Annotated in this window: 19 protein-coding genes, 1 tRNA gene and 1 pseudogene; 6 read left to right on the forward strand and 15 right to left on the reverse strand. The window is 58.7% G+C overall.

Annotated elements, in window-relative coordinates:
• Positions 1-226 precede the first annotated feature (226 nt).
• Genes bcsC through bcsR form a run of 6 tightly spaced genes read right to left on the reverse strand, consistent with a single transcriptional unit; the run spans position 227 to position 10,680 of the window.
• Positions 227-3,700, reverse strand: a complete 3,474-nt coding sequence (gene bcsC / locus AC2AXP_RS13130) for a cellulose synthase complex outer membrane protein BcsC (protein ID WP_484381737.1) — start codon at positions 3,698-3,700, stop codon at positions 227-229.
• Positions 3,682-4,791, reverse strand: a complete 1,110-nt coding sequence (gene bcsZ, locus AC2AXP_RS13135; RefSeq protein WP_088499816.1) for a cellulose synthase complex periplasmic endoglucanase BcsZ — start codon at positions 4,789-4,791, stop codon at positions 3,682-3,684. Before bcsZ ends, bcsC begins: the two co-directional genes overlap by 19 nt.
• Positions 4,792-4,795: 4 nt before the next feature.
• Entirely contained in the window at positions 4,796-7,096 is a 2,301-nt protein-coding gene (bcsB, locus tag AC2AXP_RS13140; protein ID WP_004957275.1) for a cellulose biosynthesis cyclic di-GMP-binding regulatory protein BcsB, read from the reverse strand.
• 60 nt (positions 7,097-7,156) lie between these two features.
• Entirely contained in the window at positions 7,157-9,760 is a 2,604-nt protein-coding gene (bcsA, locus tag AC2AXP_RS13145) for a UDP-forming cellulose synthase catalytic subunit (protein WP_004957272.1), read from the reverse strand.
• A complete protein-coding gene (gene bcsQ / locus AC2AXP_RS13150) occupies positions 9,757-10,485 on the reverse strand; it encodes a cellulose biosynthesis protein BcsQ (protein ID WP_004957269.1) in 729 nt (242 codons plus the stop codon). Before bcsQ ends, bcsA begins: the two co-directional genes overlap by 4 nt.
• Positions 10,486-10,488: 3 nt before the next feature.
• On the reverse strand, positions 10,489-10,680 hold the full coding sequence (gene bcsR / locus AC2AXP_RS13155) for a cellulose biosynthesis protein BcsR (RefSeq protein ID WP_004957267.1): 192 nt from the start codon (positions 10,678-10,680) through the stop codon (positions 10,489-10,491).
• A gap of 203 nt (positions 10,681-10,883) precedes the next feature.
• Here bcsR and bcsE point away from each other — a divergent pair, with 203 nt between their 5' ends.
• From bcsE to AC2AXP_RS13180, 5 genes and pseudogenes are all read left to right on the forward strand, one after another.
• Positions 10,884-12,446: a cellulose biosynthesis protein BcsE gene (gene bcsE / locus AC2AXP_RS13160; protein ID WP_004957260.1), complete on the forward strand. Its 1,563-nt coding sequence runs from the start codon at positions 10,884-10,886 to the stop codon at positions 12,444-12,446.
• A complete protein-coding gene (bcsF, locus tag AC2AXP_RS13165; protein WP_004957257.1) occupies positions 12,440-12,643 on the forward strand; it encodes a cellulose biosynthesis protein BcsF in 204 nt (67 codons plus the stop codon). Before bcsE ends, bcsF begins: the two co-directional genes overlap by 7 nt.
• Positions 12,640-14,295 (forward strand): cellulose biosynthesis protein BcsG, encoded by a 1,656-nt coding sequence (gene bcsG / locus AC2AXP_RS13170; protein WP_004957254.1) that lies wholly within the window; start codon positions 12,640-12,642, stop codon positions 14,293-14,295. The genes bcsF and bcsG overlap by 4 nt, the downstream gene beginning before the upstream one ends.
• Positions 14,296-14,596: 301 nt before the next feature.
• Positions 14,597-14,948, forward strand: a pseudogene (locus AC2AXP_RS13175) (type II toxin-antitoxin system RelE/ParE family toxin).
• A complete protein-coding gene (locus AC2AXP_RS13180; RefSeq protein ID WP_484381738.1) occupies positions 14,948-15,247 on the forward strand; it encodes a helix-turn-helix domain-containing protein in 300 nt (99 codons plus the stop codon). Before AC2AXP_RS13175 ends, AC2AXP_RS13180 begins: the two are co-directional and overlap by 1 nt.
• A gap of 174 nt (positions 15,248-15,421) precedes the next feature.
• On the opposite strand, the gene dppF is transcribed toward AC2AXP_RS13180, so the two are convergent.
• The 9 genes from dppF to AC2AXP_RS13225 all read right to left on the reverse strand — a co-directional run bounded on the left by dppF (position 15,422) and on the right by AC2AXP_RS13225 (position 25,288).
• Positions 15,422-16,417 (reverse strand): dipeptide ABC transporter ATP-binding subunit DppF, encoded by a 996-nt coding sequence (gene dppF, locus AC2AXP_RS13185; RefSeq protein ID WP_004957246.1) that lies wholly within the window; start codon positions 16,415-16,417, stop codon positions 15,422-15,424.
• Entirely contained in the window at positions 16,414-17,394 is a 981-nt protein-coding gene (dppD, locus tag AC2AXP_RS13190) for a dipeptide ABC transporter ATP-binding protein (protein WP_004957243.1), read from the reverse strand. The genes dppF and dppD overlap by 4 nt, the downstream gene beginning before the upstream one ends.
• A 14-nt stretch (positions 17,395-17,408) precedes the next feature.
• The gene (gene dppC / locus AC2AXP_RS13195) at positions 17,409-18,311 is read right to left on the reverse strand and encodes a dipeptide ABC transporter permease DppC (RefSeq protein ID WP_004957240.1); all 903 of its coding nucleotides are present in this window, start codon (positions 18,309-18,311) and stop codon (positions 17,409-17,411) included.
• 11 nt (positions 18,312-18,322) lie between these two features.
• Positions 18,323-19,342 (reverse strand): dipeptide ABC transporter permease DppB, encoded by a 1,020-nt coding sequence (gene dppB, locus AC2AXP_RS13200; RefSeq protein ID WP_004957238.1) that lies wholly within the window; start codon positions 19,340-19,342, stop codon positions 18,323-18,325.
• Between the two features lie 130 nt (positions 19,343-19,472).
• Entirely contained in the window at positions 19,473-21,080 is a 1,608-nt protein-coding gene (dppA, locus tag AC2AXP_RS13205) for a dipeptide ABC transporter periplasmic-binding protein DppA (RefSeq protein WP_039992496.1), read from the reverse strand.
• 966 nt (positions 21,081-22,046) lie between these two features.
• Positions 22,047-22,123, reverse strand: a tRNA-Pro gene (locus AC2AXP_RS13210).
• 159 nt (positions 22,124-22,282) lie between these two features.
• A complete protein-coding gene (gene eptB / locus AC2AXP_RS13215; protein ID WP_004957235.1) occupies positions 22,283-24,022 on the reverse strand; it encodes a kdo(2)-lipid A phosphoethanolamine 7''-transferase in 1,740 nt (579 codons plus the stop codon).
• 220 nt (positions 24,023-24,242) lie between these two features.
• Positions 24,243-24,668 (reverse strand): organic hydroperoxide resistance protein, encoded by a 426-nt coding sequence (locus tag AC2AXP_RS13220; protein WP_004957233.1) that lies wholly within the window; start codon positions 24,666-24,668, stop codon positions 24,243-24,245.
• Between the two features lie 158 nt (positions 24,669-24,826).
• Entirely contained in the window at positions 24,827-25,288 is a 462-nt protein-coding gene (locus AC2AXP_RS13225) for a MarR family winged helix-turn-helix transcriptional regulator (protein WP_004957232.1), read from the reverse strand.
• Positions 25,289-25,394: 106 nt separating this feature from the next.
• Here AC2AXP_RS13225 and AC2AXP_RS13230 point away from each other — a divergent pair, with 106 nt between their 5' ends.
• The gene (locus tag AC2AXP_RS13230; RefSeq protein WP_198773590.1) at positions 25,395-26,003 is read left to right on the forward strand and encodes an HD domain-containing protein; all 609 of its coding nucleotides are present in this window, start codon (positions 25,395-25,397) and stop codon (positions 26,001-26,003) included.

Genomic DNA, 26,003 nt, shown 5'->3' on the forward strand with positions numbered 1-26,003 from the left:
GCTCTCCGTTAATCGGGCTGAAAAAATGACCAGTGCTGAAAACAATGCCACGCCCGTGTTCGAATCGGTGTGAGTATACGCGATTGCCTCGCGTTTTTACCTTGCCATAGCGATGGAAGAAGTAAGAAAAGCGCGGGTTTCAGTCTTTTCCTAGCCGAATAAACCTAGGGTAGCAAAACTACCCTGCGGGCGACACTCTGAAAACACCTGGCAACAGGCCGGCCCGCTATTTGAAATCGGCATACGGCGTCAGCGGTTGCGGCGGCAAGTCCAGATCGCCCTGCCAGCCCGCCAGCGAATAACGGACATAAATCAGAGCGTGGCTCGGGGTATAGTCCTTCGCCTGCTGGATATCAATGCCGGCACCCAGCGTCCAGTGGGCGCTCAGGCGGCGTTCGACGATGGCGCGCAGCGTATAGCCGACGCCGGTAGACGACCCGCCGTCTTCGATAGCCAACTTGTCCGGCAGGCTATCGGGGACCAGCCCCTGCAGCGGATAACGCCGCTGACTGTCGGTTTTGGCATGCGAGAGCGAAACCGAACCGCCCACCTCAAACGACCAGTTCTCGGTGCGCTGGCGGTAGTTGACCGGTATGGACAGCGACATGTATTGCTGCGGGCTGTAATAACCCCCCTGGCCCAGCGAGTAACCGCTCAAATCCTTTTGATAGTGCCACAGCATGGTGTTCAGGCCGACGGTGGCGCGGCGATTATTTTCATTGATCAGTTTGTAGTAATAGCCAGCCATCAGTCTTTCGCGCTGGTTGTCTTCCACGTTCTTGCCGCTGAGCTGGTGCGCACTGAGATCGGCCCACACGCCATGCGCCTCACCGCGATCGTAGCTGGCACTCAGGCTGACGCCGGTGGCGCGCACCCCCCCCCAGGTGATGCCGGTGTTCGGATCCCGGGTACCGCCAAACGCCAGCAGCGAGCTGGACATCGGCCGGCGCGATGCGCCAAGCGTCCAGCCAATGTGTTGCCAATCGCCGCTGTAGGCCACGCCGCCGACCCAGTCAACCACCTCGAACCCCATCGGGGTGGTGCCGATATCGGTTTCCCAGCGATCGTTCTTCCAGCCCAGCGCCACGCTGGTGCCGGTGGTTTTTTGCCGCTCGTCGCCGCTACAACCCTGGGTATTACAGCTGCCAAAGGTCTCGTAATATTTGCCGTCACCGTCGGTGGAAAATTTACCGGCATTCAGACGCACGGTGTCGGTGCGGAAAAACGCCCGCCCGTCATACAGCGGCATATCCACCTGCAACATGGTGTCGTGCGCCTGGTAGTCCGACACGCCGCCGGTCCCGCTGGATCCCCAATAGTCATGGTCCAGCGTGACGTTAACATCCTGCTGACGGTACAGGTCCGCCGCATCGGCGCGAATGCCGCGCTTTAACCAATCGTCGCCAGCGTTATTGCGCGTCAGGCGAGTGTATTGGTCATTATCCTTTGGCAGCGTTGGCGTGATGCCACTGGCGACCATCGCCTGCTGGAAATCCTGCTGCGCCAGTACCGGCTGTGACCGATCGCGTTCCAGACGCGCCGCATCACGATAGACCAGCGCCTTGCCTTGCCCGGCCGGCTCCTGCTGCGCCGCCGTTTTCAAGCGATGGAAAATATCGGCAGCCTTATCCGGTTCGCCCACCGCCTGCCAGGCATTGGCCACCCGTCGCTCACTGTTAATCGAAGCAGCATCCTGCGGCGTTGCGGTTTGCAACCGCTGCCGCGCCGCCGACATATTGCCCTGCGCCACGTAGGCTTCGATTTCGCCCAGGCGTGCATCCGGATTATTTGGCTCACGCCCCCGCACCCGCTGATAGTCCGCCAGCGCACCGGCGTAGTCACCGTCGGCCAACGCCCAGTCCGCCAGCGTCAGATCGATACGCGTATCCGCTGGCTGGCGTTGCAGATAGGTCACCGCCGCCGCCGAGTCACCGCCAGCGCGCAGCCGTTCGGCCTGCGCCAACGTGGCCTGCAGTTGCAGTCGCTGCGCCAGTTCACGCATGTTGTCATTCCACTGCGCGCGCGGCAGGGTAGCCAGATGCGCCAGCGCCTGCGAGTCACGATCGCTGGAAGACAGGTACAGCGCATAGGCGTAAACCTGCTGCGGATCGTGGCGCTGCTTTTGCACCAGCGCGTTGAACAGCGCATCCGCCTGCTGCGGTTGACCGGCCTGGCGCAGCACCTGCGCATAACGATAGGTCAGCCACACGTCGTCGGGATCGCGCAACCGTGCCTGTCGGTAAATTTCCGCCGCCTGGTGCCATTGCTGCCGTTGCGCCAACGCCTCCGCCTGCTGTTTCAGCATGTCGAGTTGCAGTCCGTCGAGGGTGTCGCGCATCTTGTTGCGCTGGGCTGGCGGCAGCCCGTTGAGGTAAGCCAGCGCCTTTTGCGGAGACTGGCGCTGATAGATATTGGTCAGGCCGCGTACTGCGCTACCGCTGCCGCGATCGAGGCGCAGCGCCTGTTGATAATAACGCTCCGCCGCCGCGTCGTCGTGCCGCGCTACGGCAACGTCGCCCAGGCCAATCAGCGCGTCGGCATCGGCATTATCGATTTGCCGCGCCTGTTGATATTTCTGCTGCGCCAGCGACAGATTATTGGCCTTCAGCGCCTTGTCGCCCTCGTCGATCGCCAGCCAATAGCGGTTGGTGTTGATCAGACTCTGCCATTTGCTGGCGCCGTAGCCATTTTTATCCGCCTGCTGCGCCTGGCGGAACAGCGTCAGCGCCCGCGGCCGATTGCCGGCTCGGGCATAGGCCAGCCCCAGCGCGCCAAGCACCTCCGGGTCGTCCGGCGCCGCCGCCAGCGCTTTGCGCAGTTCGGGGATCGCCGCGCGGCTACCGCCTCTATCCACCTGCGCCAGCCCGCGAGCACGCGCCTGGAAGACCGGATCGGCCAACAGCATTTGCTGGCGCGCCAGCTCTTCACGTGCGCCGACTGCCTGATCGCCGGTCACAAAGACGCCAAGAAAACGATTGAGCGCCGCCACGCTGGCTGCGCTGATCGGCATGTCCTTGATTTTTTCCAGCCACAAATCGGCAGCATCGCTGCGCCCGCTCGGGTCAGCCGCCGCCTTTTGCAGCTCCTCATACGCCAGCGCGTCCTGTTTCTGGCTGAACAGCAAACGCGCCAGCAGCATGCGCAACGACGCGCTGCCGGGATAACGTTGATCCAGCGCCTGTAATTTCTTGATGACGGCAGGTTCCTGGCCCGGTAAACGCGCCACCAGCCGCCAATACTCCAGCGCCAGATCGAGCGTCGGCGGTTCGCCCTGGAACAACGCATCATAGGCCGTCTTGGCCTCGGTCAAACGCCCGGCGGTCGCCATCAGCCGCGCCTGCTGCAATTGCTGCCGCGTTTCCGGCTGCGTCAGCAACAGACTCATTTCTGCCTGCCGATAGGCGGCGGATTGCGGCGCAATGCCCTTCAGCTTGTCCAGTTGCTGCTGCGCCAGCGCCTGATTCCCCTGACGTAATGCCAAGCGCATGCGCGCCGAAATCACTTCCGGGTTATTGGGGTCCATCAGTTCCAGACGATATAACGATTGGTTCACCAACTCTTCTTTATGGCTGGCTTCGCCGACGCGCACCTGCTCCAGCAGCCACTGTTCCGGCGACACGGTTTCTGCGCCCTGCGCCGCGGGCGCCAGCAACAGGCCAAGCGACAACAGGCTCAGCCAGTTTATTCTGAAGTTGTGCATTGGCTGCCCCAGGCGGGTTGAAGTTCACCCTGACGAGTAAAACGATAACGTTGCTGATCCCATCCCTGGCCGAACAACGTCAGCGAAGCGCTGAAATAGGCGTCGTCGCCTGGCGGGTTGTCGTTGACACGCTGGCGTTGCCGCGCCAACGCATCGGGTTGATCGGCCAGCAGCGGCAATAGCGCGGCGGCAAACCCCACCGGACCGTCACCACGGGTGGTTCCGGCGGCGGTATCGGTTTTTTCCGGCGGCACGCCCTGCCGTGCGGTCAGCTGCGTCATCGGCAAAAAACGCTCCCGCAACGCGGTACGGAGCGGATCGCCGCTCGCCAGCATGCCGGCCCACAGATAGACGCGGATGGCGTCGTAGCTGCCGATGTTCGGTTTCGCGCCGTCCGCTTGCCAACCCTTGTCACGCTGCCACACCACCCAGTCGGGGGAAAAACCGTGCGGCGCAGTTTCCAGCAACATACGCTGATTAACCTGCTGCATCGCCTGCCATGGCCCGTTCAGCGAGGCAAAGCGCGCCAGCAGTTGCGGTGGCAGATAGCTCGGATTGAGCCGCCAGCGAGGGTCGTCGACAAAGCCCATTTTGCCCGGCAACAGCATTGGCCCCAGGCCGGGAATATCCGCCACTTCTTCACGCGCGATGCGTTGCAATAGCAGGGTGCCCAACGTGAGGTAACGCCGGCTTTGCCATAACCGGCCCGCTTCCAGCAGACTGTAGGCGATCCACAGATCGGCGTCAGAGGCGGAATTGTCATCCAGCACCAGCCAGCGCTGCTTATCATCCTCCCCCCATAGCCAGGCGGGAAGGTGGGCGCCGAGATCGCCCTTCGCCAGATTGTTTTCGGTCCAGTTCAGCAGCCGATCGAAGGTCGGCCGATCGTTGGCAACCAACGCGAAAAACAGCCCGTAGCTTTGCCCCTCCGAGGTGGTAATACGGTTCGGGCTGCTGGGGTCGATCACCCGCCCCCCCTCGCTGATGTAAAACTGCCGGTACTGCTGCCATGCCGGCCACGGGCAGGCCGCCGTGGCGCTGAACGCGCACAGCAGCAGCAGGGTCAAGGTCCATCTTACCCTCAGTCGCATGGCGTTAATCCCGATCTTCCGGTGACAGGCGACGACGGCTGAAGGCCTTCAGGCCACGCCACAGCATCAGCGCCAGAATCACCACCACGATGACCGCCAGCACCGCCAGCAGCACCGGATGCGTCGACAGTGCATGCCAGACCCGCTCCCACCACGGCAGGTGGCCGACGTAATAAATATCACCGACGCGCAGGCTGTTAACCCCTGATTCACGGATAACCGACACCGAGCCAAACATCGCGGCACGCTTGCCGCTGTCGAGCAGAGCGTTGCCCAGCAATTGATAACCGCGCGGGCTGTCGGCCAGCAGCGCCACTATGCTGCGCTGATCGTTGAACGGAGACTGAACCCCGACGATCGCTGCCATCGCCCCCTCGGAACCGATGGCGGTTCTGCTGTCCGGCTTGCTGTCGTCGGCCATCACCTCCATGCTCGGCAGCGGCGGCTGGCGTCGCGGCTGTTTCACCCAGCTTTCGGTGGCGTCGACCAGCAGGCTGACCTTTTTATCGTCACGCAGCTCAGGGGGAATGGTGCCAATCATCAGAATGTCGGCGTCTTTCTCTTTGGCCTGCGCCCAGTCATCGCTCAGGCTGACCGCCAGCGCCGGATAGCCGGTCTGCGCGCCAATATTGCCCAACGCGTCGAGCAAGGCGCTGACCTGCGCCGGCTGCGGCTGTTTGTTGACCAGCACCAGCGTTTGCGACAGGTCTGCCAGCCGGCTGAACGGGAAGGCCGCATTGGCAAACGCACGCAGATCCGGCATCGCCATAAAGTGACGATAGCCAGAGAAATCGATGGTTGAACTGCCGTCGATCACCGCATGGTTTTGCGTGAAGGAATAGGTTTCACAGCGCCCTTCCGCCCCGCTGGCCAGCAGCGTGGTGTAATCAAAGTCAAAGCGCAGCTGATTGACCGCACCGAGGCGCAACGCCGGAATGGTGACGTTTCGGTCGGAATCGATCAGCCCCTGGGTCAACGGCAGACGCAACAGCTGCGCGCCCTGTTCATGTTCCGGCACCAGCGAATAGGCCTGAATGAACTGATTGTTCAAATTGACGTTAAGGCGCGAGCCATCCTGGATGCGCGGCGGCGTATAACGGTATTTCAGCCGCATATCGATACCGGTGCTACGGATCAGGAACAGATCCGGCGGCAGGTTCATGGTCAGCGAAATCGGACTGGGCTCGATACCGCTGGTTTGCAGCTGTTCGGCGTACTGCTGCAGCTCGGTGAAGGTCATCGGCCGGTCGGTACGTACCCAGTTCGGCGCATCGTAAGGCTGGCGCGGTGCCAGTTGCTCGACCTTGTCCACCGTGACGTTCTGGCCACGGAACAGGATATTGCCCTGCGCGATGCCTTTCACCGCGGTCACCAGATCGTTGTCGTCGCGCCCTTGAATCAGCAACAGTTTGACGTAGGGATTATCGGGGTGGCCGATCATTTCCACCGTCGGGCCGTTGACCGCCGGGTAGTCGCGCAGGAAAGCCGGACGCTGTTGGTTGGTGGCGAACACCACCGCGTGCCGGTCTGGCAACGTATCAAACATTGCCGGGAATGACTGGCCGCGCCACTGGGCCTTGCTGCCGAACCACGACGCCAGAATGCCCGCCGCACGCTGTTGGGTGATGTCCGGCTGGCCGGCAAACACCATCGGCAGCGTCAGCGGACGGTTATCACGGTTGTCGAAAAACGGTTCCGGGAAGTGCGACAGTTCGTTCTTCAGCGGCAGCGTCTGATAACGCAGCTTCAGCGCGCTGGATTTACCGATCTCCAGCCACAGCGTGCTGCTGGCCGGGTTTTCGCAAATGTTTTGATAATGGCCGACGAACACCAGCTTAAGGCGGTTAAAATCGGTGATATAGCGCGGATCGATCGCCATCTCGATATGATTGGGCTTGCCCAACTGCTCTTTGGCGATAGTGGTGACGCCCATCAGTTCATCATTGAGATACACTTTGAGATGTGACTCTACCGGGATCAATGACGGTGACGGCGTAAAAGACAGATCGAGCGTCGCCTGCGATACCACTTCGTCACTGCGTACGCCGAATTCAATCTGGCCGTCCGGGCGCGTGCCGCGCAGGGTGAAGGTGCCCGGCGGCGGCGCGATCTGCGCAAACGACAGCTGCACATCGCGCACCGGCGCATCGGGATCCTGCGGTGCAGCAGGGTTCACCGGCACGGTCAATGGCGCATCGGCGCTCGCCGACGGCACGGCGGTGGTGGGTGCCGGGGGGGATTCAGCCTGGGACAACGTACTGATGCCTAAGGCCAACGCGGTAAACCAGGTTAATTTTCTTGTCATCGTATCATCATCAAAGTTAGTGCCAGTTCACCCTACGGTGAGCGGCAGTGGAAACACGGCCTACACCACGCTCTCTTTTGGGCTTAATGCCGGGTTCCGCCCCACGCTATGCGGAATGAAAGACAGCACCCAGGCAATCAATGTGGTAAACCCGACCAATATGCTGCGCACCAGCGGCGGCGCGTAATCCACCATGCGAAGATAACCGCGAAAGCCCAGTGCCAGCACGTCACGCAGGCTTTCGATCGGCTTATCTTCTGGGAAACCGTCCTGCCATAGCGCCCAGGTATCGGCACGAGCAAAGGTGCACTGTATAAAATCAATGTGTTGTCGCGTCGTCATATCGACCATTCGCAAGCCGACCTTGGCGCCGAAGGCGCGGGTCACCTGGCACGGGAAGCTGTATTCCTGCTGACCACGCTTCAGTAACAGCGCCACCCGATCGCCTTCTTGCCATTGATCCGCCACGCGCATTTCAACCCCGACCCCGCCGTCGGAATAATCGCGCAGCGTGCAGGGGAACAGATGCCCATCGGCGCGTGCCAGCGCCGCTGGCAAGGCGATTTCGACCCGGTGCGACTGGCGTACCTGCTTGGCTTCCACCGCCACCGCCACCGCGCCGCCCAGGATGGTCATGTTGTACAGCACCCACACCAGGCTGACGATCACCGTCATGATTTCATCGGTCGGGCCATGCATGATGCGCCAGACGCCAAAGCACAGGCCCGCCAGATTGAGCAGCACCAGCACCATGTATGGCCGGGTAATCACCCAGTCGACGTGTTCTTCCTCCACCAGCCCGCCTTTGGCGGTGACGTTGAACTTGCCCTTGTGCGGGTTGAACAGTGCCACGGTGGTCGGCCGGGCGATATACCAGGCCAGCACCGTTTCGTAGATTTCACTCCAGAACGAATGGCGGTATTTGCCCTGGATACGCGAGTTGGTCAGGCTGGAGTGGATCATGTGCGGCAGAACGTACAGCGCGATAGCCAACGCCGGGGCGAAAATGATGTATGCGTGCAGCAGCAGAAACGCCAGCGGCGCGGTCAGGAAGATCAGCCGCGGAATGCCCGATAAAAAGTGCAGCATGGCGTTGGCATAACACAGCCGCTGCGCCAGTTTCAGCCCTTTACCAAACAGCGGGTTATCCAGCCGGAAAATCTGCACCATGCCGCGCGCCCAGCGGATACGCTGGCCGATATGCGCCGACAGGCTTTCGGTAGCCAATCCGGCCGCCTGTGGAATGCGAATATACGCCGAGGTATAGCCAAGGCGGTGCAGCCGCAGCGAGGTGTGGGCATCTTCGGTCACGGTTTCCACCGCGATGCCGCCGATTTCGTCCAACGCACTGCGCCGCAGAATGGCGCAGGAACCGCAGAAAAAGGTGGCATCCCACATGTCGTTGCCGTCCTGCACCAGCCCGTAGAACAGCGTGCCTTCGTTGGGGGTCTGGCGGAAGCGCCCCAGGTTGCGTTCAAACGGATCCGGCGAGAAAAAGTGGTGCGGCGTTTGCAACATCGCCAGCTTGTTATCTTTAAAAAACCACCCCATGGTGAGCTGCAAGAATGAACGCGTCGGCACGTGATCGCAGTCGAATATCGCCACAAACTCGCCGCTGGCCTGCTTCAGCGCGTTATTGATGTTGCCGGCCTTGGCATGCTCGTGGGTCGGCCGCGCAATGTACTTCACCCCTACCTCGTCGGCAAAAGCGCGAAACTCGGGGCGGTTGCCGTCGTCAAGAATATAGATATTAATCTTGTCCTGCGGCCAGTCGACGCCCAGTGCGGCATAAATGGTCGGCTTCACCACGCCCAGATCTTCATTATAGGTCGGCACCATCAGATCGATGGTGGGCCAGCTGTCGCTGTTTTCTGGCAACGGCACCGGTTGGCGGTTGAGTGGCCACACGGTCTGGAAATAGCCCAGCACCAGCACCACCCAGGCATAGGTTTCCGCCACCAGCAGCAGCAGACCGCACACCAGGCTGAGCGGGTCGTCCCAGTTGAGGGTCGCGGTGTAACGCCACCACAGATAGCGACAGGAGACGGTGAGCGACAGTACGATCAACATCAGCGCCGGCAGGCGACCCGGCACCCGGCGCACCACCATCGCAATGCCCCACAGCAGCAGCACAAACACAAACTGCGCTGGCAGATCAAACGGTTGCGAAATGCATAACAGCGCCAGGATCGCCGCCACAATGCCGCTGCCAATAAACAGCACGCGGCGCAGGGTGCGGTTCATACCGCCCAAACGCGTGACGGTACGCTGCTCGACGTCGGCGTCTTGCAGCCGATGCGGTAGCCGCTGCAACCAATTAACGTAGCGCAGCTGCAGCTTGCGCCAGCCGGCAAAGGCGTAACGGCCACGCGGCACGCGGCCGGTGCGAAACATCAGCAGCCACAGCGCCTGCACCAGATAGCGCAGGCCGTCCGCCAACCGCGGGCGCAGCGGGGAAATATGCGGGAACCAGTAACTGCGGCCAGCGCGGATACGCTGCCAGGCCGGCGACTCAAAGCGCAAAAATACCCAGCCACAGGCCACCAGCAGCGTGGTAAAGAACGCCGTCAACACCGAGGAACCGTTGCGGCGATAAGTGCGATAGCGACGCTGCACCGCCACATGGGCCGGCGGCATCAGCAGCAGGCTCATTACCCGACTCATTGCCCGGCATCCTGCAGGTGGAGCAGACACCAGTTCGCCAGCGTCAGCACTTCGTCCGCGGCCAGACTGTCCGGGCGGTACTCACCCAGCGGCTGTTTCATCGCCATGGCTTCAGCCAGCGCCTCGTCACGGTGAATGACCATCGGCAGCAGGCCATTCAGCGTTTGCAGCCACAGCTGGTGCAAATCCTGCTGCAGCTGGCTGACAGACGAGTAATGGTTAATCAGAAAATGGCCATTGGCCGGCAGCGCCTGCTGATGCAGACGGGCGTGGCAATTGGCGTCGGGCGTCAGCAGGACAAACACCCGATCGGCGGCGCTCAGCGCCTGGCGCGTCTGCGCATTGTCAATCGCCGGTACGTCCAGCAGGATCCAGCGATGCCGTGCGCTGTGTTGCAATTGTTCCAGCCGCTGTGCCCAGGGTATGGCGAGGTTTTGGCTCTGTTGTTGACGTTCCGTGGCGTCTAACTGGCCAAAGGGCAAAAAGTCGAGCTTTTCGCAGTAACGCATCGCCCCCTGACGCCAGTCGGTGCCGTCCAGCTCTGCCCGTGCCCAGCCTCGCGCCAATGCAAAGGGCGTATTGAAATGCAGACGTAATAAATTATCCGGCGACGCATCAATGGCCAGCGTTGCTTCACCTAATTGCTGTAATGCCCAGGCCAGCGCCGCCGTTATCGACGTCGCGCCAATTCCGCCTCGAATCCCTTGCAGCGCAATCACCGGCATATATTAGTGACTCCCTGATTTCTGGGATAATTCTTCCAGTAACGGCCAACGCGCCATCATTTGCGCCAAACGTTCCTGGCGGGAAATATCAATATAATGTAATTGCGGTAGTGCGAAAACATGACGCAACGTTTCCAGATCGTCCGGCGCCTGCGAGGCCAAAACCGCATTTAAGCGCGTTGGTTGATTATTCATCCTGCCGCCTCGAAAATAGGCTAGTGTTATATAACTATAGCAATAGTATGTAAAAAAATAGCCAATAAGATGAATCTTAACGGATATTATTACACAATGCCGGTTGTTTGTTATTATTGGATGCAATGTTACAATCGTTTATTCGTTAATTCTAGTTTCCAGATATTGACCCGCGGCCTTCTCAACGAAAGTAGAAAACACCTATGGCGCATGCTTTCTCATTAGGAATTCGACAGATTTGGGAAGAACTTTCTGTCATGCAATCCCCGGGATTTTATTGGGTTAATATCGATCGCCAAACAGACGCTGAGCTCCTGTGTCGGCAAATAATTTCCGCACAGCCGGAATCCGCTCGGGCGGCGCTGATTTGCAGCGGCGAAAAGCCGGATAAAGTATTGAATTCTCTGACCTCTGCCAAATTAAACAAACTGCCGCTGTATACGCTGCCGGAGCAAAAGGCGGCGCTACTGCATTTCAGTGACGACCTGATGCGCACGTTGAAACCGCACAATCGGTTGTTGATCCTGCTGGCGCATGCCAGCCTGTGGCAGACCTTCACCCGCGAGGAGATCCACAACTGGATAGCCAGCCTTGGCCGTTGGCTACGCCGCCAGGGGTGTACCCTGGTTATCCTCAGCCACGGCAGCGGCGTGAATAAATTGCGCGGCCAGCTCGGCAACCAGCATCGGTTGCTGGACGGTTTGGCCAACCTGCAATGGCAGCAGGACAGCGCGCAATACCTGGTTAACTGGTGGAGCACCGCCAATGGCATCAACGCCAATCAGTTGATCACGCTGTACCCCGCAGAGCACGGTTGGCAAGGTGAAGATGAAAACCGTAAGCCGTCGCCGAGCGTCGCGCACAATGACGATCACCTCTATCTGGCGGAGCACAGCATTCTGGAAGGTGCGCCGCCGTTGTCTACCCACTGGCAATTGCTGGAAAGCAACGCATTGCTGGCGCAACACGGCATGCTGACCCTGTCGGCGACGCTGATATTTTCGTTATACCAGAGCGATCAGATCGACGCGCTGGCGCATCAGATCCACAACCTGCGCCGCAGCCGCGGTAACGGACTGAAAATCGTGGTGCGCGAAATGAACGCCAGCCTGCGTTACAGCGATGAGCGCCTGCTGCTGGCCTGCGGCGCCAATCTGATCGTGCCGCACGTGGCGCCGCTGTCGCGTTTTCTGACCATGCTGGAAGGCATTCAGGGCCAGCGCTATTCGCGCCACGTGCCGGCGGATATCGACGCCTTGCTGGCCGGTCTGCGGCCGTTGCAGTTAAAGGGCTATCTGCCGCCCGATGATTTCAGCCAGGCGGTATTGTCATTGATGGGCAACACGCTGCTGCCGGAAGACGGCAAGGGCGTGATGGTGGCACTGCGGCCAGCGCCGGGCCTGCGCGCCGAACAGGCCATGACGCTGTGCCATATGCGGCGCTTCGGCGACGTGATGACCGTGGCACAAGGGCGGCTGTTCCTGTTCCTTTCCACCTGCCGCATCAACGATCTGGATACCGCAATGATGCATATTTGTCGTCTGCCGGTGAGCGAAGCCTTCAGCAACCAGCTGGTTTGGCATATGGACGTTGATATCGTGGCGGAAATCAAACGCCTGGCTCACGGCAGCGCCGTAGCCGCACGGCAGGAAACGCCGCTGGTCGCCAAGCCGACCGCCGCTGCCGCCGTTGAAAGCCCGGCGATGCGCCGCCAGCCGGTGGCATGTAACCTGATTGACGGCAGCCAGGAGGATCCGACATGCTGAATCTGACCGATATCGTGCAGTTGGTAATGCTGTGCGCGCTATTTTTCATTCCGCTGGGCTACGCGCTACATCGCCGCTACCCGCACTGGCGGCAACGCTGGCAAAATCGACTGTTCTCACCGCGTTATTTGAAATCGGCCGGCCTGTGGGTGCGCGACGGCTCCTCTTTCCAGATTAAGCGCAAAAAACAATCATGAACGATAAAAACAACACGCAAAACGACAATGCTCTGTGGCGCTACTGGCGTGGCCTCGGTGGCTGGAACTATTACTTTTTGGCCAAATTCGGCCTGCTGTGGTTCGGCTATCTGAATTTCCATCCGCTGGCCAATCTGGTGTTTATGGCCTTTTTGCTGATGCCGATTCCGGCCATGCGCCTGCATCGCTGGCGGCACTGGCTGGCAATCCCCATCGGTCTGGGGCTGTTTTATCATGATACCTGGCTGCCGGGGATCAGCAGCATACTCAGCCAGGGGTCGCAGTTAACCGGCTTTAGCGCCGACTATCTGCTTGAACTGGTGAACCGCTTTATCAACTGGCAGATGGTCGGTGCCGCCTTCGTGATGCTGGTGGCCTATCTGTTCCTGGCACAGTGGCTGCGGGTCACGGTATTTACCGTCGCGGCCATGGTGTGGTTGAACCTGCTGGCCATCGGCGGCCCGGCGATTTCGCTGTTGCCGACCACCACCACCGCCGCCACGCCCGATCCGGCCACCGCACCGGCACCGACCGCCGAAGCCGGCAGCAACCTGCCTGCCGCCAGCGGCCCGCCGACCAGCGCCAACCTGACCGCCTATCTGAATCAGTTTTACGATGGTGAAAAAGGCCGCACCACCGCTTTCCCAGCCACGCTGCCGGCCGACGCCCAGCCGTTCGATCTGCTGGTGATCAACATCTGTTCGCTGGCCTGGTCGGATATCGAAGCCTCCAAGCTGGAAAACCATCCGCTGTGGGCGAAGATGGACATCATGTTCGACAACTTCAATTCGGCCACCGCCTACAGCGGCCCGGCCTCAATACGCCTGCTGCGCGCCAGCTGCGGCCAACCGTCGCATCGCGATCTGTACCAACCGGTGAATCAGCAATGCTATCTGTTTGAGAATCTTTCAAAACTCGGGTTTAAACAACAGCTGATGATGGACCACTCCGGGGTGTTCGGCAATTATCTGAAAGAACTGCGCGAACAGGGTGGCATGCAGGCACCGCTGATGTCGCAAGCCGGCGTCAGCAATGAACTGGCATCGTTTGACGGCGAGCCGATTTTCAACGATCTGGAACTGCTCAACCGCTGGCTGGATCAGCAGACCAAGGCCGGCGACAGCCGCAGCGCCACCTTCTTCAACATCATCCCGCTGCATGACGGCAACCGCTTTGTCGGCTCGAAGAAAACTGCCGAATACGCGCCACGGGCGCAAAAACTGTTCGATCAGCTGAATACCTTCCTCGACGAACTGGAGAAATCCGGACGTAAAGTGATGGTGGTGATCGTGCCGGAACACGGCGCGGCGCTGGTAGGTGACAAAATGCAGATGTCCGGCCTGCGCGATATCCCAAGTCCGAGCATCACCCACATTCCGGTCGGCATCAAGCTGGTGGGCATGACGGCGCCGCACCAGGGCAGTCCACTGCAGATCAAGACGCCAAGCAGCTACCTGGCCATTTCGGAGCTGGTATCTCGCCTGGTGGACGGCAAAGCGTTTACCGCTTCGAGCGTCGATTGGCAAACGCTGACCCAGAGCCTGCCGCAAACCGCGGTTATTTCGGAAAACGACAACGCCATCGTGATGCAGTATCAAGGCAAGTCGTATATCAGGCTGAACGGCGGTGACTGGGTACCTTACCCGCAATAATCCCTCACCACGGGCGGCCACAGCGTCGCCCGTACTTGTCCCAATCACTGCGTAACGCTGCCATCAGCCGTTCCTGCCCCGGAGCAGGCCTGCCATCATGAGGGGGAATCTATTAATCCATTCCCCTTAGCCAGTCCAGCCAGTTAGCGCCCCGCCGACCGCCGGCAGAAGCGCAACACCTATTGAGCGTGCCTTACTGCACAGCGGCGCCGGGTGTGAACAACGCCGAGATACTGATGTTGATGCCATAACCTACAGGTTATATTATTAACCGATTACCCATGGACGATAAGGGACAAGGATGTGGACAATCGTTACCCGGCCGCGGTTTGATCAATGGTTTTACCGACAAACGGATCGCGTGCAGGAAGAAATGTTAGCCGTGTTGACCCTACTACAGCAGGATGGCCCCCAATCTCGGACGTCCTCAGGTTGATACGCTGAAGGGCTCCGCCTACGGGAATATGAAGGAACTGCGGGTACAGACGGCAGGCCATCCCATACGTGCATGTTTTGCTTATGATCCCCACAGGCAGGCGATCGTTTTATGTGCCGCTGACAAAAAAGGCATGGGGCGACGCTTCTATCAGCAGTTGATAAAAACGGCCGATGCCGAGTATGCCGCCCATCTGCAAACTCTGGAGAATGAATAATGGCAACCTTGGAACACCTGTTAGCGCAACGCTCCGCTGAAAGTCGTGAGAGAATCGCGACCCGGGCCGATGAGATTCGTCAGGAAATTGCCTTGGCGAAAATACGCGAAGAATTGAATATATCGCAGAAACAACTGGCTGACGCCATGGGGATTAAACAGCCCGCCGTCGCGAAGATGGAAAAAGTGGACAACGACCCGAAACTGTCGACATTGAAACGTTATGTCAAAGCGCTTGGCGGAGAGCTGTCTCTCGACGTAACGTTACCGGACGGCAAACGCATCGCATTGCATCTTTGATCTTCATTTTCTTGCACTGCTTGCCGATGGGGCCCCGCGACACGACGATGTCCACCGGTCGACCAACCCTCACCACGGGCGGTTCCCATCGCCTGACGCCGGATCATACCGATAAAAAATGCCGCTCGGCCTTAACCGAGCGGCATCACGCTACCACCACCATCAATCAAAACGTCAGGCGCTTTGCTGCTCCTGTTCATCCTGATCGACGGCAAAGCAGGCCACCATTTGATCGCCGTACTGCCGCAGCTGTGGCTGCAACTGGCTACAGGTGCCGAACGCACGACGGCAACGGGCGTTGAACGCACAGCCCGGCGGCGGGTTCATCGGGCTTGGCAGTTCGCCGGTCAGCTTGATGCGCTCGCGCCGCATATCCGGGTTCAGGCGCGGCGTCGCGGACAACAGCGCCTGGGTATACGGATGACGCGGGTTGTTGAAGATGGCATCTTTGCTGCCCTTCTCCACGCAACGGCCGAGGTACATCACCATCACTTCATCGGCAATGTGTTCCACCACCGACAGATCGTGCGAAATGAACACGTATGACAGGCCAAGTTCCTGCTGTAGATCCATCATCAGGTTCAACACCTGCGCGCGCACCGATACGTCCAGCGCCGACACCGGTTCGTCAGCAATCACCACGTCGGGGTTGAGCATCAGCCCACGCGCGATGGCGATACGCTGCCGCTGACCGCCGGAAAACATGTGCGGATAGCGATCGTAATGCTCGGTCTTCAGGCCGACCTTGGCCATCATCGCCAGGGCTTTTTCGCGCCGTTCCGCGCTGCTCAAGGTGGTGTTGATCAACAACGGCTCCTCGAGGATCTGTCCAACCTTCTTGCGTGGGTTGAGCGATCCGTAAGGATTCTGGAACACGATCTGGATCTTCTGACGGCGCAGTTTTTCTGCAGTCACGTCCGGTTTCAGCAAATCCTGGCCTTGGTAATACAGTTCGCCGCCGGTCGGCACTTCGATCATGGTCAGCAGTCGGCCCAGGGTTGATTTCCCGCAGCCAGACTCCCCCACCACCGCCAGCGTTTTGCCGCGTTCGAGCGTAAACGAAACGCCATCCAGCGCTTTTACCAGCCGTTCCGGCGCGAACAGCCCCTTCTTGACCGGGTAGTGTTTTTTCAGGTCAATGGCCTGCAACAAGGGTTGATTCTGGCTCATACGGTCGGCCTCCCCGCATCATCCAGCGGTGTGTGACATTTAACCTGACGTCCGGGAATGCTGCGCAGTTCCGGCTCCTCCTGGCGACAACGTTCGCTGGCATACGGGCAACGCGGATTGAGCAAACAGCCGCTTGGCCGGTCATATTTTCCCGGCACCACGCCCGGCAACGACGCCAGACGTGCCTTGTCGGCCGCGAACTCCGGCAGCGCACGCAACAGCGCCTGAGTGTACGGATGGCGTGGCGCACGGAAGATTTCAGCCGCCTTGCCGGATTCCACCACCTGCCCGGCGTACATCACGATGATGTGATGCGCCGCCTCGGCCACCAGTGCCAGATCGTGGGTGATCAGCAGCAGCGCCATATTTTCACGCTGTTGCAGCTCAAGCAGCAGCTCGATGATCTGCGCCTGAATGGTCACGTCGAGCGCGGTGGTCGGCTCATCGGCGATCAGCAGTTTTGGCCGACAGGCGATCGCCATGGCGATCATCACGCGCTGGCTCATACCGCCGGAAAGCTGGTGCGGATACACGTCCAACCGCGAAGCCGGATCGGGAATACCTACCTGATTCAGCAAGTCGATGGCGCGTTGGCGACGGGTACGGCGGTTGCCGCCCTGATGCACCTTCAGCGCCTCCATAATTTGGAAGCCGACGGTGTAGCACGGGTTCAGGCTGGTCATCGGATCCTGGAAAATCATCGCCACTTCGGAGCCCACCAGTTGGCGGCGCTCTTTTTCGGAGATCTTGCGCAGGTCCTGCCCATTGAATTCCAGCTTGTCGGCCATCACTTTGCCGGGATAGTCGATCAAGCCCATGATGGCCAGCGAACTGACCGATTTTCCGGAGCCGGATTCGCCGACGATGCCGACTACCTGCCCCTGTTCCACGCTGTAACTGATTCGGTCTACCGCGCGAAACGGCGTGCCTTCGTCACCGAAGTGCACCGAAAGCTTGTCTACATTCAATAACGCCATGTTCGGGTCCTCGGTTACTGCTTGAGTTTGGGGTCGAGGGCATCACGCAGGCCATCCCCCATCAGGTTAAACGCCAGTACCGTCAGCAGAATCGCCACGCCGGGGAAGGTCACGACCCACCAGGCGCTTTGCGCGAACTGCAGCACGTCGGAGAGCATAGTGCCCCATTCTGGCGTTGGCGGCTGAGCACCCATGCCGAGGAAGCCGAGAGCGGCCATATCGAGAATTGCGTTGGAAAAACCCAGAGAAGCCTGCACGATCAGCGGAGCCAGACAGTTCGGCAAAATATTGACGAACATCTGGCGCAGCGCGCCGGCCCCCGCCACGCGGGAAGCGGTAACATAGTCACGGTTGACTTCCACCAGCACCGCCGCGCGCGTCAGGCGCACATAGTGCGGCAGGGCAACGAAGGTCAGCGCCAGTGAGGCATTGACTATCGACGGACCAAATACCGCCACCAGCACCAGCGCCAACAGCAGGCTTGGCAACGCCAGCATGATGTCGACGACGCGCATGATAATCGCATCCACCACGCCGCCGAAGTAGCCGGCCAGCAGGCCGAAAATCACCCCCATGATCAGCGACAGCACCACCACCAGACAGCCGACCAGCAGCGACAGCCGGGCGCCGTACATCAGACGCGACAGCACGTCGCGCCCCACGTCGTCGGTGCCGAGAATGTATTGCCAACTGCCGCCGTCCTGCCAGACCGGCGGTTTGAGCAATGCGTCGCGGAACTGCTCCGCCGGGGCATGCGGCGCCAGGAAGCCCGCGCCGATGGCGATGACGAACATCAGAATGATGTATACCAGGCCGACAACGGCCCCTTTATTGCGCTTGAAATAGTGCCAAAACTCCTGCAAGGGAGTCATTGGCTTCGGCGCGCCGGTTACCACCGGCTCGGTCACTTGAGTCATCGCGGCGCCCCTTATTTCTTGTGACGAATACGTGGGTTGACCACGCCGTAGAGCACGTCTACCAGCAGGTTAACCAGAATGATCATACAGGCGACCAACAGCACGCCCCCTTGCACTACCGGATAGTCGCGGCGTTGCAGCGCATCCATCAGCCAACGCCCCAGCCCCGGCCAGGAGAAGATGGTTTCGGTCAGGATCGCCCCCGCCAGCATGGTACCGACCTGCAGGCCGATCACCGTCACCACCGGCAGCAGCGCATTACGCAGCGCATGCACCACAATCACCCGCATGCGGCTCACGCCCTTGGCGCGCGCGGTACGGATGTAATCCTCGCCCAGCACTTCCAGCATCGAGGAACGGGTCATACGCACGATCACCGCCAGCGGGATGGTACCCAGCACGATAGCTGGCAGAATCATGTGCATCACCGCGTCAAGGAAGTCGCCCGGTTCACCCCAGAACAGGGTGTCGATCAGCATAAAACCGGTCAGCGGCAAGGTGTCATCAAGAAACACCGTGTCGCTGATGCGCCCCGACACCGGCGTCAGGTTGAGCTGCACCGACACCAGCATGATCAGCATCATGCCCCACCAGAAAATCGGCATCGAATAGCCAGTCAGTGAGATGCCCACCGCCGTGTGATCGAAGATAGAACCCCGACGCACCGCCGCCAGCACGCCGACCGGTATGCCGACAATCACCGCGAAAATCATCGCGCAGATGCCCAGCTCCAGCGTCGCCTTGAAGCGCGGTACGAACTCGTCCCAAACGGAAATACGGCTCTTGAGTGACGTCCCCAGATCGCCATGCAGCACGTTGGTGACGTAAGTGAAGTATTGTTGATAGAGCGGCTTGTCCAGCCCCATCTCGGCCATGATCTGCGCATGGCGCTCTGCGGATATCCCGCGTTCCCCGGCCATGATGGTCACCGGGTCGCCGGGGATCATATGGACGAATGCAAAAGTCAGCAAGGTAATGCCGATAAACGTTGGGATAACTAACCCCAAACGCCGGAGTATGAACTGCAACATATCCCGAACTCTCTGTATAGTTGCCCGGCGGCTCGTGGGCCGCCAGGCTTATTAAAGCTCACATACTTCTGATGTTTCCGCCGGGGCACAAACCCCGGCGTCGATGTCGGCCCGGCTAGCGGGTCGATGATCAATCGACTGAAACGTTCTCAAAGTGATGTTTACCCAGCGGATCCACAACGTAACCTTTAACTTCTTTACGCACAGGCTCATAAACGGTCGAGTGGGCGACAATCAGCGCTGGCGCCTGATCGTGCATCACCACCTGCGCCTGCTTGTACAGCTCGATACGTTTGTTGTGGTCGGATTCGGCGCGTGCCGGCTGGATCAGCGCTTCAAACGACTTGTCGCACCAGCGAGAGTAGTTGGAGCCGTCTTTGGCCGCCGCACAGCTGAACAGCGTAGCGAAGAAGTTGTCCGGATCCCCGTTATCGCCGGTCCAGCCCATCATCACCGTCTGGTGCTCACCGTCTTTGGCGCGCTTGAGGTATTCACCCCACTCATAGGAAACAATTTTGGCTTTCACGCCGATCTTCGCCCAGTCCGACTGAATCATCTCGGCCATGCGGCGGGCATTCGGGTTGTACGGACGCTGTACCGGCATCGCCCACAGGTCGATGGAGAAACCGTCCGGCAGGCCCGCTTCCTTCAGCAGTTCCTTGGCTTTGGCTGGATCGTACGCGTAGTCTTGCACCGCATCGTTATAGCCCCACATGGTTGGTGGGATCAGATTTTTGGCCGCCTGGCCCGCCCCCTGGTACACCGCTTCAATGATCGCCTGCTTGTTTACCGCCATGGTCAGCGCCTGACGCACCTTCACGTTATCCAGCGGTTTTTTCTCGACGTTGAACGACACATAGCCGACGTTCAGCCCCGGTTGTTCCATCAGATTGATGTTTTTGTCCTGCTTCATACGCGCGATGTCAGCCGGGTTCGGGTACGGCATGACCTGACACTCGTTCTTTTGCAGTTTGGCATAACGCACAGAGGCATCTGGGGTGATGGAGAACACCAGACGATCGATTTGCGGCTTGGTGCCCCAGAAACCGTCAAACGCCTTGTAGAGAATTTTGGAGTCTTTCTGGTATTGCAACAGCTGGAACGGGCCGGTACCGACCGGATTCAGGTCCACTTTTTCCGGCGTGCCGGCCTTCATCATGTTGTCGGCATATTCCGCAGACAGGATCGAGGCGAAGTCCATACCCAGGTCGGCCAGGAACGGCGCTTCTGGACGGGTCAGGGTGAAGCGAACGGTGTTGTCGTCCACTTTTTCGATCTTGGCGATCAGATCCTGCATGCCCATGCCCTGGAAGTACTCATAGCTGCCGCCGGACACCTTGTGGTAGGGGTGCTTCGGATCCAGCTGTCGTTCGAAGGAGTAGACCACGTCGTCGGCGTTGAAATCACGGGTAGGTTTGAAGTCTTTGGTGTTTTGCCACTTCACGCCCTTGCGCAGGTGGAAGGTATAGACTTTGCCATCTTCGCTGACGTCCCATTTCTCCGCCAGGCCCGGCTGCAATTCGGTGGTGCCGATCTTGAATTCGACCAGACGGTTATAGATAGGTACCGAACTGGCGTCATAAGTGGTGCCGGAGGTGAACAACTGCGGGTTAAAGCCTTCCGGCGAGCCTTCAGAACAGTAAACCAGCGTTTTTGCCTGTACGCTGGCCGCAACGGTCAACGCAACCAGCCCAATGCCGAATTTCAGAATCCCCGATTTTCCCAAGGAACTTGTCATCATTAGTGCTCCGTTAGTGTGATGTGTGTGTAAACCCTTTAGCTGTCACCGCGCTGGCGCGTTGGCTACCCTTGCCCGCCGCGGTCGCTTACCGAGGTAAGTAGCGGGGAGTCGCTGGGTTGCCGCCTTCCTGCAGCGTGACGTCTATTGGGTTATTCCCGCCAGCCCTGTATTTTTTATTGCGTGGTCTGTGCGGCAGTTGCCCGAAGGCAGAAGAGTTGAGCGCGAAGAACCGGATGGAACGCATCCTTGTGTGGGAGTTTGAGCGCGTGGAAGTCACTCAAACAGCTCTCGCTCTACCCATGAGGTTAACAAATTGCCAACTGTTTTGGGTGGCGTCAATATAAGCAGTGGGGTTTTACGCAGTCTGTGAGAAACAGCAAACAAACATAAAAAAAACCTTTTTTTAACAGATGCAGCATGAAAACTTATGCTATGCCGTTGAGTTTGGTTCAATACACTGCCGTGTGAGTATTGACCGGAGTTATACTCCGATAAAAAACTAAAAAAGTTTGTTGCTGAATGATGAATATCTGAACGGTTATTTTTGTGATCGCGGTTAAAGACAGGACGAAATGCTGACCCCTTACTCGAAAGAGTGAGTCCGAAGTGCGTTTAATGCGCCAGTGCCTGTAACAATCTATGCTACGTAAAAAAACTTTTAACTATTAAAAAGCCGAGAGCAAAATGATATCTCTCGGCAACGTTTGACTACCGATTATTGCGCCGCGGTGTGGATAGGGGTCGTGGCCGGCAAAACAGCCTGAATAACGGGCGTAAAAAAACCCGCTTAAAAGCAGGTTTCTTTGAAAGTGGTCGGCGAGAGAGGATTACGCGCATCTGCGATGCTTGCCCTACGGGCCAACGCCGAGGCGTTGTTCAAAACTGTTCCCGACAGTTTTGTCTTCATCCTCTTATAAAATCCGGGCGTAAAAAAACCCGCTTAAAAGCGGGTTTCTTTGAAAATGGTCGGCGAGAGAGGATTCGAACCTCCGACCCACTGGTCCCAAACCAGTTGCGCTACCAAGCTGCGCTACTCGCCGATGCGGGGCGCATCTTACTGCTGGCGTACCAGAGCGTCAATCACTTTTTTATTCCCCTACGCCAAGTGGTGATAAAAGCGCCGTATTAGCGAAAAAGCCACCGCCAGTCAGCGTAATGCCAACGGCAAAACCGGGCGCATCAGCGCCCGGCCGGGAAGATTACGGCTTGGCTACCGCCGCAGGTGCCGGTGCCGACGGCACTGGCGACGCCTTGGCCGATTCCGCAGCCGCATTCGGGTTATGACACCAGTTGTTCTTGGCAACGATGCCACCATCCGGCGAGCTGTAGCCCAGACAGCCGAGAATGGTATCGAACAGCTCTACGTGGCGATGGGTCTTGCCAATCCGCTGCTGCGCCTGCAACTGTTCAAACGCGCTGCGGTGGTTCGCATCCTCCAGATACTTGTCGGAGGCCCACACGATCATCGGTACGCGGAACTGCTCCGGCGGCGCCATTTCTCGCGGGGTGCCGTGCAGGTGCGAGTTCTCACCGATCGACTCGCCGTGGTCGGCCGCGTAGAACACAATCGCCTTCTTATCACGTACCTGATCGATCACCTTATCAATAAAGGTGTCGGTATACAGCACGGTGTTGTCGTAAGCGTTGATCAGCTGATCTTTCGAACAGAAATCATCTACCCCCATGCATTCAGGCTGGTAGCGGGCGTATTCGCGCGGATAGCGCTGTGAATACAGATAATGCGAGCCTTTGGTATGCAGAATCACCAGGTGCTTGCCTTGCGGGTAGCGCTTCAATGACTCCTTCATCTCGTTCACCAACAGCATGTCATCAACCGACTTACCGTCGTTACGCTTCTCGGAGGCGATCATTTCACGGAAAGAGTAGTTATTGACGTCGGTGTTGTTGTAGAACCACACCTCGCTCTGCATGGCAAACAGCTCGGAAGTGAAGCCAAGCTCCTTCAACACCGCAAAAATGTTCTGCTCTTTCAAGGTGCGCTGCGGGTTGTCGGCGGCACCGCCTTCACGCACGAACATGCAACGCAGGGAGAGTTTGGTCGAGGTATCGCAGGATTCGCCGCGGAACGCCACCAGGTTCTTCTCTTTGGACAGCTTCGGCGTGGTATCACGATCGTAGCCCAGCATACCCATATGATCCCAGCGGGTGGTTTCGCCAATGATAAACACCACGTAGGTGTCGTCGATGCCCGGCGGCGCCACATAGGTGAAGTGCTTGGCCGGATCGAACATGTTGGCGGCGTCCTGGCTTTCATCATAGCGGGTGTAGGCAAACAGCCCCAGCGCCGAAATCCAGTTGGACGGCAGGTAGGAGTGTGCCACCACCCCGCCGTAGCTCGGCAGGTCGATATTGGTGATCTTTTCCTGTGCGCTCTGCTCTTTGTCCAGCGTGCGCAACGGCAACCACACCAGCGCCACCACCGCCAACAGCACCAGCAGCGGCTTCAGGCGATGGCCTGGGGTTTTCAGCTGTTCAATCAGCGTATAGCGCAGCGTGTTTTTCCAGATCAGCAGCAGCGGCAACGCGCTGACCACGATCATCCACAGCACGAAATGCATGCCGATCACTTCTTTCGACAAATCGATGTCGGTGGTCATCACCGAGACGATAATGCCGTAGCCAATCACCACGTTGAAGAAAGTCATGTAGTAACTGGCGGCGACCGATATCAGCACCAGCAGTGAGGCGACGATGCGGTAAAACAGCCGGCCGCCAAGCGACACCAGCCGCATGATAAAGAAGGTGAAAAGAACGATGGCGATAACTTCCGTTACCGCCGAAATAACCTTGATCCCCTGAATGCCGTGCGTAAATGAATCAAAACGACGATAGAAAACGGACAGGTTCAAAAATATGCCGATATAGATCGCTAACAATAACGATAAATTCTGCTGTGATAGCGATTTAACTTTGTTCATGTAACGCGGTGGCTCCGGGGACTTTTTAACAGTTCTGAAACAGTCAGACACTCGATGCGGCGGCAGGTTCAGCCGATCGGCAATAAGCGCTATTTTTGGGGCAAGAATCAAGAGATTTCTCAAAAAATCGGCATTTTTTGCCGCTTTCTGTGATGACGATTGCCGAGCAGGCGAGAGAAAAAGGGAGGGTTTCCCCTCCCGATGAGCTTGGGCGAGCGGTTTATTTTACGTTCAGCGTGACGTCGATATTGCCACGGGTGGCGTTGGAGTACGGGCACACCACGTGCGCTTTCTTCACCAGATCTTCCGCTACGCTGCGCTCAACGCCCGGCAGGCTGATATCCAACTGCACTTCAATACCGAAGCCGTTGGGGATTTCGCCAATGCCGACGGTGCCTTCGATAGACGCCTCGGCCGGGATTTTAACGTGTTCCTTGGACGCAACAAACTTCAACGCACCCAGGAAGCACGCAGAATAACCTGCGGCAAACAGCTGTTCCGGGTTGGTGACCTCGCCGCCGGCGCCGCCCATTTCCTTCGGTACGCCGAGTTTGACATCCAACACGCCGTCAGATGACGTCGCACGACCGTCACGGCCACCGGTGGCTTTTGCATGAGCGCGGTAAACGACTTTTTCAATAGACATGCTTGATTCCTTCTTTCGAGTGGGTGGTTACCGTCGACGGGAAAAAGCCCGCGCCGGTCATTAAATTTGTCACGATTAAATCGCGCGCTATATATATCCAGAGCCTATTTCAGTGTAGACGACGATTGACCATCGTGCGTTCTACACCGGCGGTTAGCTCAAAGCTGGTTGATTAACCTGTTGCGCAGCTTTTCCAACTGCTGCTTGATGCTGCTCACTTCGTCCAGACTGCAGTCGGTGGCACACATCACCGCTTCCGGTACCGCATGGGCCTTTTCGCGCAGCGCGCGCCCGGCGTCAGTCAGCGCGATGATCACCTGCCGTTCGTCGTTAACCGCACGATAGCGTAGCAACAGGCCGGCGGCCTCCAACCGCTTCAACAGCGGCGTCAGGGTGGCGGAATCGAGAAACAGGCGTTCGCCGATATCCGACACCGTGATTTCATCCCGCTCCCACAGCACCAGCATCACCAGATATTGCGGATAGGTGAGATCGAGCGGGTTCAACAGCTTGCGATAAACCTTGTGCAACGCCAAATTGGCGGAGTACAGGGCAAAACACATCTGCTGATCCAGCAGCATGTTTTTCGCCTTGAGTGGGTCGTAGTGATTATCTTTCATGGTTCGACTATAGATAGTGCACTATGTAATCGCAAGCTATTTTTTTGCCACTGTGCTATTTTTTAATCATGGAACCGCAGCGCACGGCGCTAGAGGAGGAAAGGATATGTCGAGCACACTGGTAGAACGCGCGCGCCGCTATGCCACCAAGGCGCATGCGGCCATCGATCAACGGCGTAAATACACTAACGCCCCGTATATCGTCCACCCGCAGGCGGTGGTGGAAATCGTTCGCAGCGTGCCGCACACCGACGAAATGCTGGCGGCAGCCTGGCTGCACGACACGGTAGAAGACACCCCCACCACGCTGGCGGACATCGAAAGCCATTTTGGCCAACCGGTAGCGGAACTGGTTGGCATGCTGACCAACGTCAGCGAAGCCGGCAGTGGTAACCGCTTTGAGCGCAAGAATCGCGATCGCCGCCACAGCGCCAACGCGTCGCCGCCGGCAAAAACCATCAAACTGGCGGATTTGATCGACAATACCCGTTCGCTGCTGACCTATGACAGCCATTTCGCCCGCACCTACCTGATCGAAAAACAGCGGCTGCTCGACGTCCTCACCGAAGGCGATGCCACGCTGTGGCGGCAGGCCAGCCATATTGTCGAACACGGGCTGGCGATGCTGCGACTGCCACCGCACAACGTGCCCGACAGCTGGTTTGAACATGCGCGTCAGCGTTATCTGGACAGCGAACACGCCGAAAGGGGCTGA

The sequence above is a fragment of the Serratia sp. Sp408 genome (assembly GCF_057180665.1).

Excerpts from the sequence above, each read along its gene's own strand:
- AC2AXP_RS13225 (WP_004957232.1), bottom strand. The coding sequence starts at position 25,288 with ATGAAAGATAATCACTACGACCCACTCAAGGCGAAAAACATGCTGCTG.
- dppB (WP_004957238.1), bottom strand. The coding sequence starts at position 19,342 with ATGTTGCAGTTCATACTCCGGCGTTTGGGGTTAGTTATCCCAACGTTT.
- bcsR (WP_004957267.1), bottom strand. The coding sequence starts at position 10,680 with ATGAATAATCAACCAACGCGCTTAAATGCGGTTTTGGCCTCGCAGGCG.
- bcsA (WP_004957272.1), bottom strand. The coding sequence starts at position 9,760 with ATGAGTCGGGTAATGAGCCTGCTGCTGATGCCGCCGGCCCATGTGGCG.
- dppD (WP_004957243.1), bottom strand. The coding sequence starts at position 17,394 with ATGGCGTTATTGAATGTAGACAAGCTTTCGGTGCACTTCGGTGACGAA.
- AC2AXP_RS13230 (WP_198773590.1), top strand. The coding sequence starts at position 25,395 with ATGTCGAGCACACTGGTAGAACGCGCGCGCCGCTATGCCACCAAGGCG.
- dppC (WP_004957240.1), bottom strand. The coding sequence starts at position 18,311 with ATGACTCAAGTGACCGAGCCGGTGGTAACCGGCGCGCCGAAGCCAATG.
- eptB (WP_004957235.1), bottom strand. The coding sequence starts at position 24,022 with ATGAACAAAGTTAAATCGCTATCACAGCAGAATTTATCGTTATTGTTA.
- bcsF (WP_004957257.1), top strand. The coding sequence starts at position 12,440 with ATGCTGAATCTGACCGATATCGTGCAGTTGGTAATGCTGTGCGCGCTA.
- dppF (WP_004957246.1), bottom strand. The coding sequence starts at position 16,417 with ATGAGCCAGAATCAACCCTTGTTGCAGGCCATTGACCTGAAAAAACAC.
- AC2AXP_RS13220 (WP_004957233.1), bottom strand. The coding sequence starts at position 24,668 with ATGTCTATTGAAAAAGTCGTTTACCGCGCTCATGCAAAAGCCACCGGT.
- bcsG (WP_004957254.1), top strand. The coding sequence starts at position 12,640 with ATGAACGATAAAAACAACACGCAAAACGACAATGCTCTGTGGCGCTAC.
- bcsQ (WP_004957269.1), bottom strand. The coding sequence starts at position 10,485 with ATGCCGGTGATTGCGCTGCAAGGGATTCGAGGCGGAATTGGCGCGACG.
- AC2AXP_RS13180 (WP_484381738.1), top strand. The coding sequence starts at position 14,948 with ATGGCAACCTTGGAACACCTGTTAGCGCAACGCTCCGCTGAAAGTCGT.
- bcsC (WP_484381737.1), bottom strand. The coding sequence starts at position 3,700 with ATGCACAACTTCAGAATAAACTGGCTGAGCCTGTTGTCGCTTGGCCTG.
- bcsE (WP_004957260.1), top strand. The coding sequence starts at position 10,884 with ATGGCGCATGCTTTCTCATTAGGAATTCGACAGATTTGGGAAGAACTT.
- bcsZ (WP_088499816.1), bottom strand. The coding sequence starts at position 4,791 with ATGCGACTGAGGGTAAGATGGACCTTGACCCTGCTGCTGCTGTGCGCG.
- dppA (WP_039992496.1), bottom strand. The coding sequence starts at position 21,080 with ATGACAAGTTCCTTGGGAAAATCGGGGATTCTGAAATTCGGCATTGGG.
- bcsB (WP_004957275.1), bottom strand. The coding sequence starts at position 7,096 with ATGACAAGAAAATTAACCTGGTTTACCGCGTTGGCCTTAGGCATCAGT.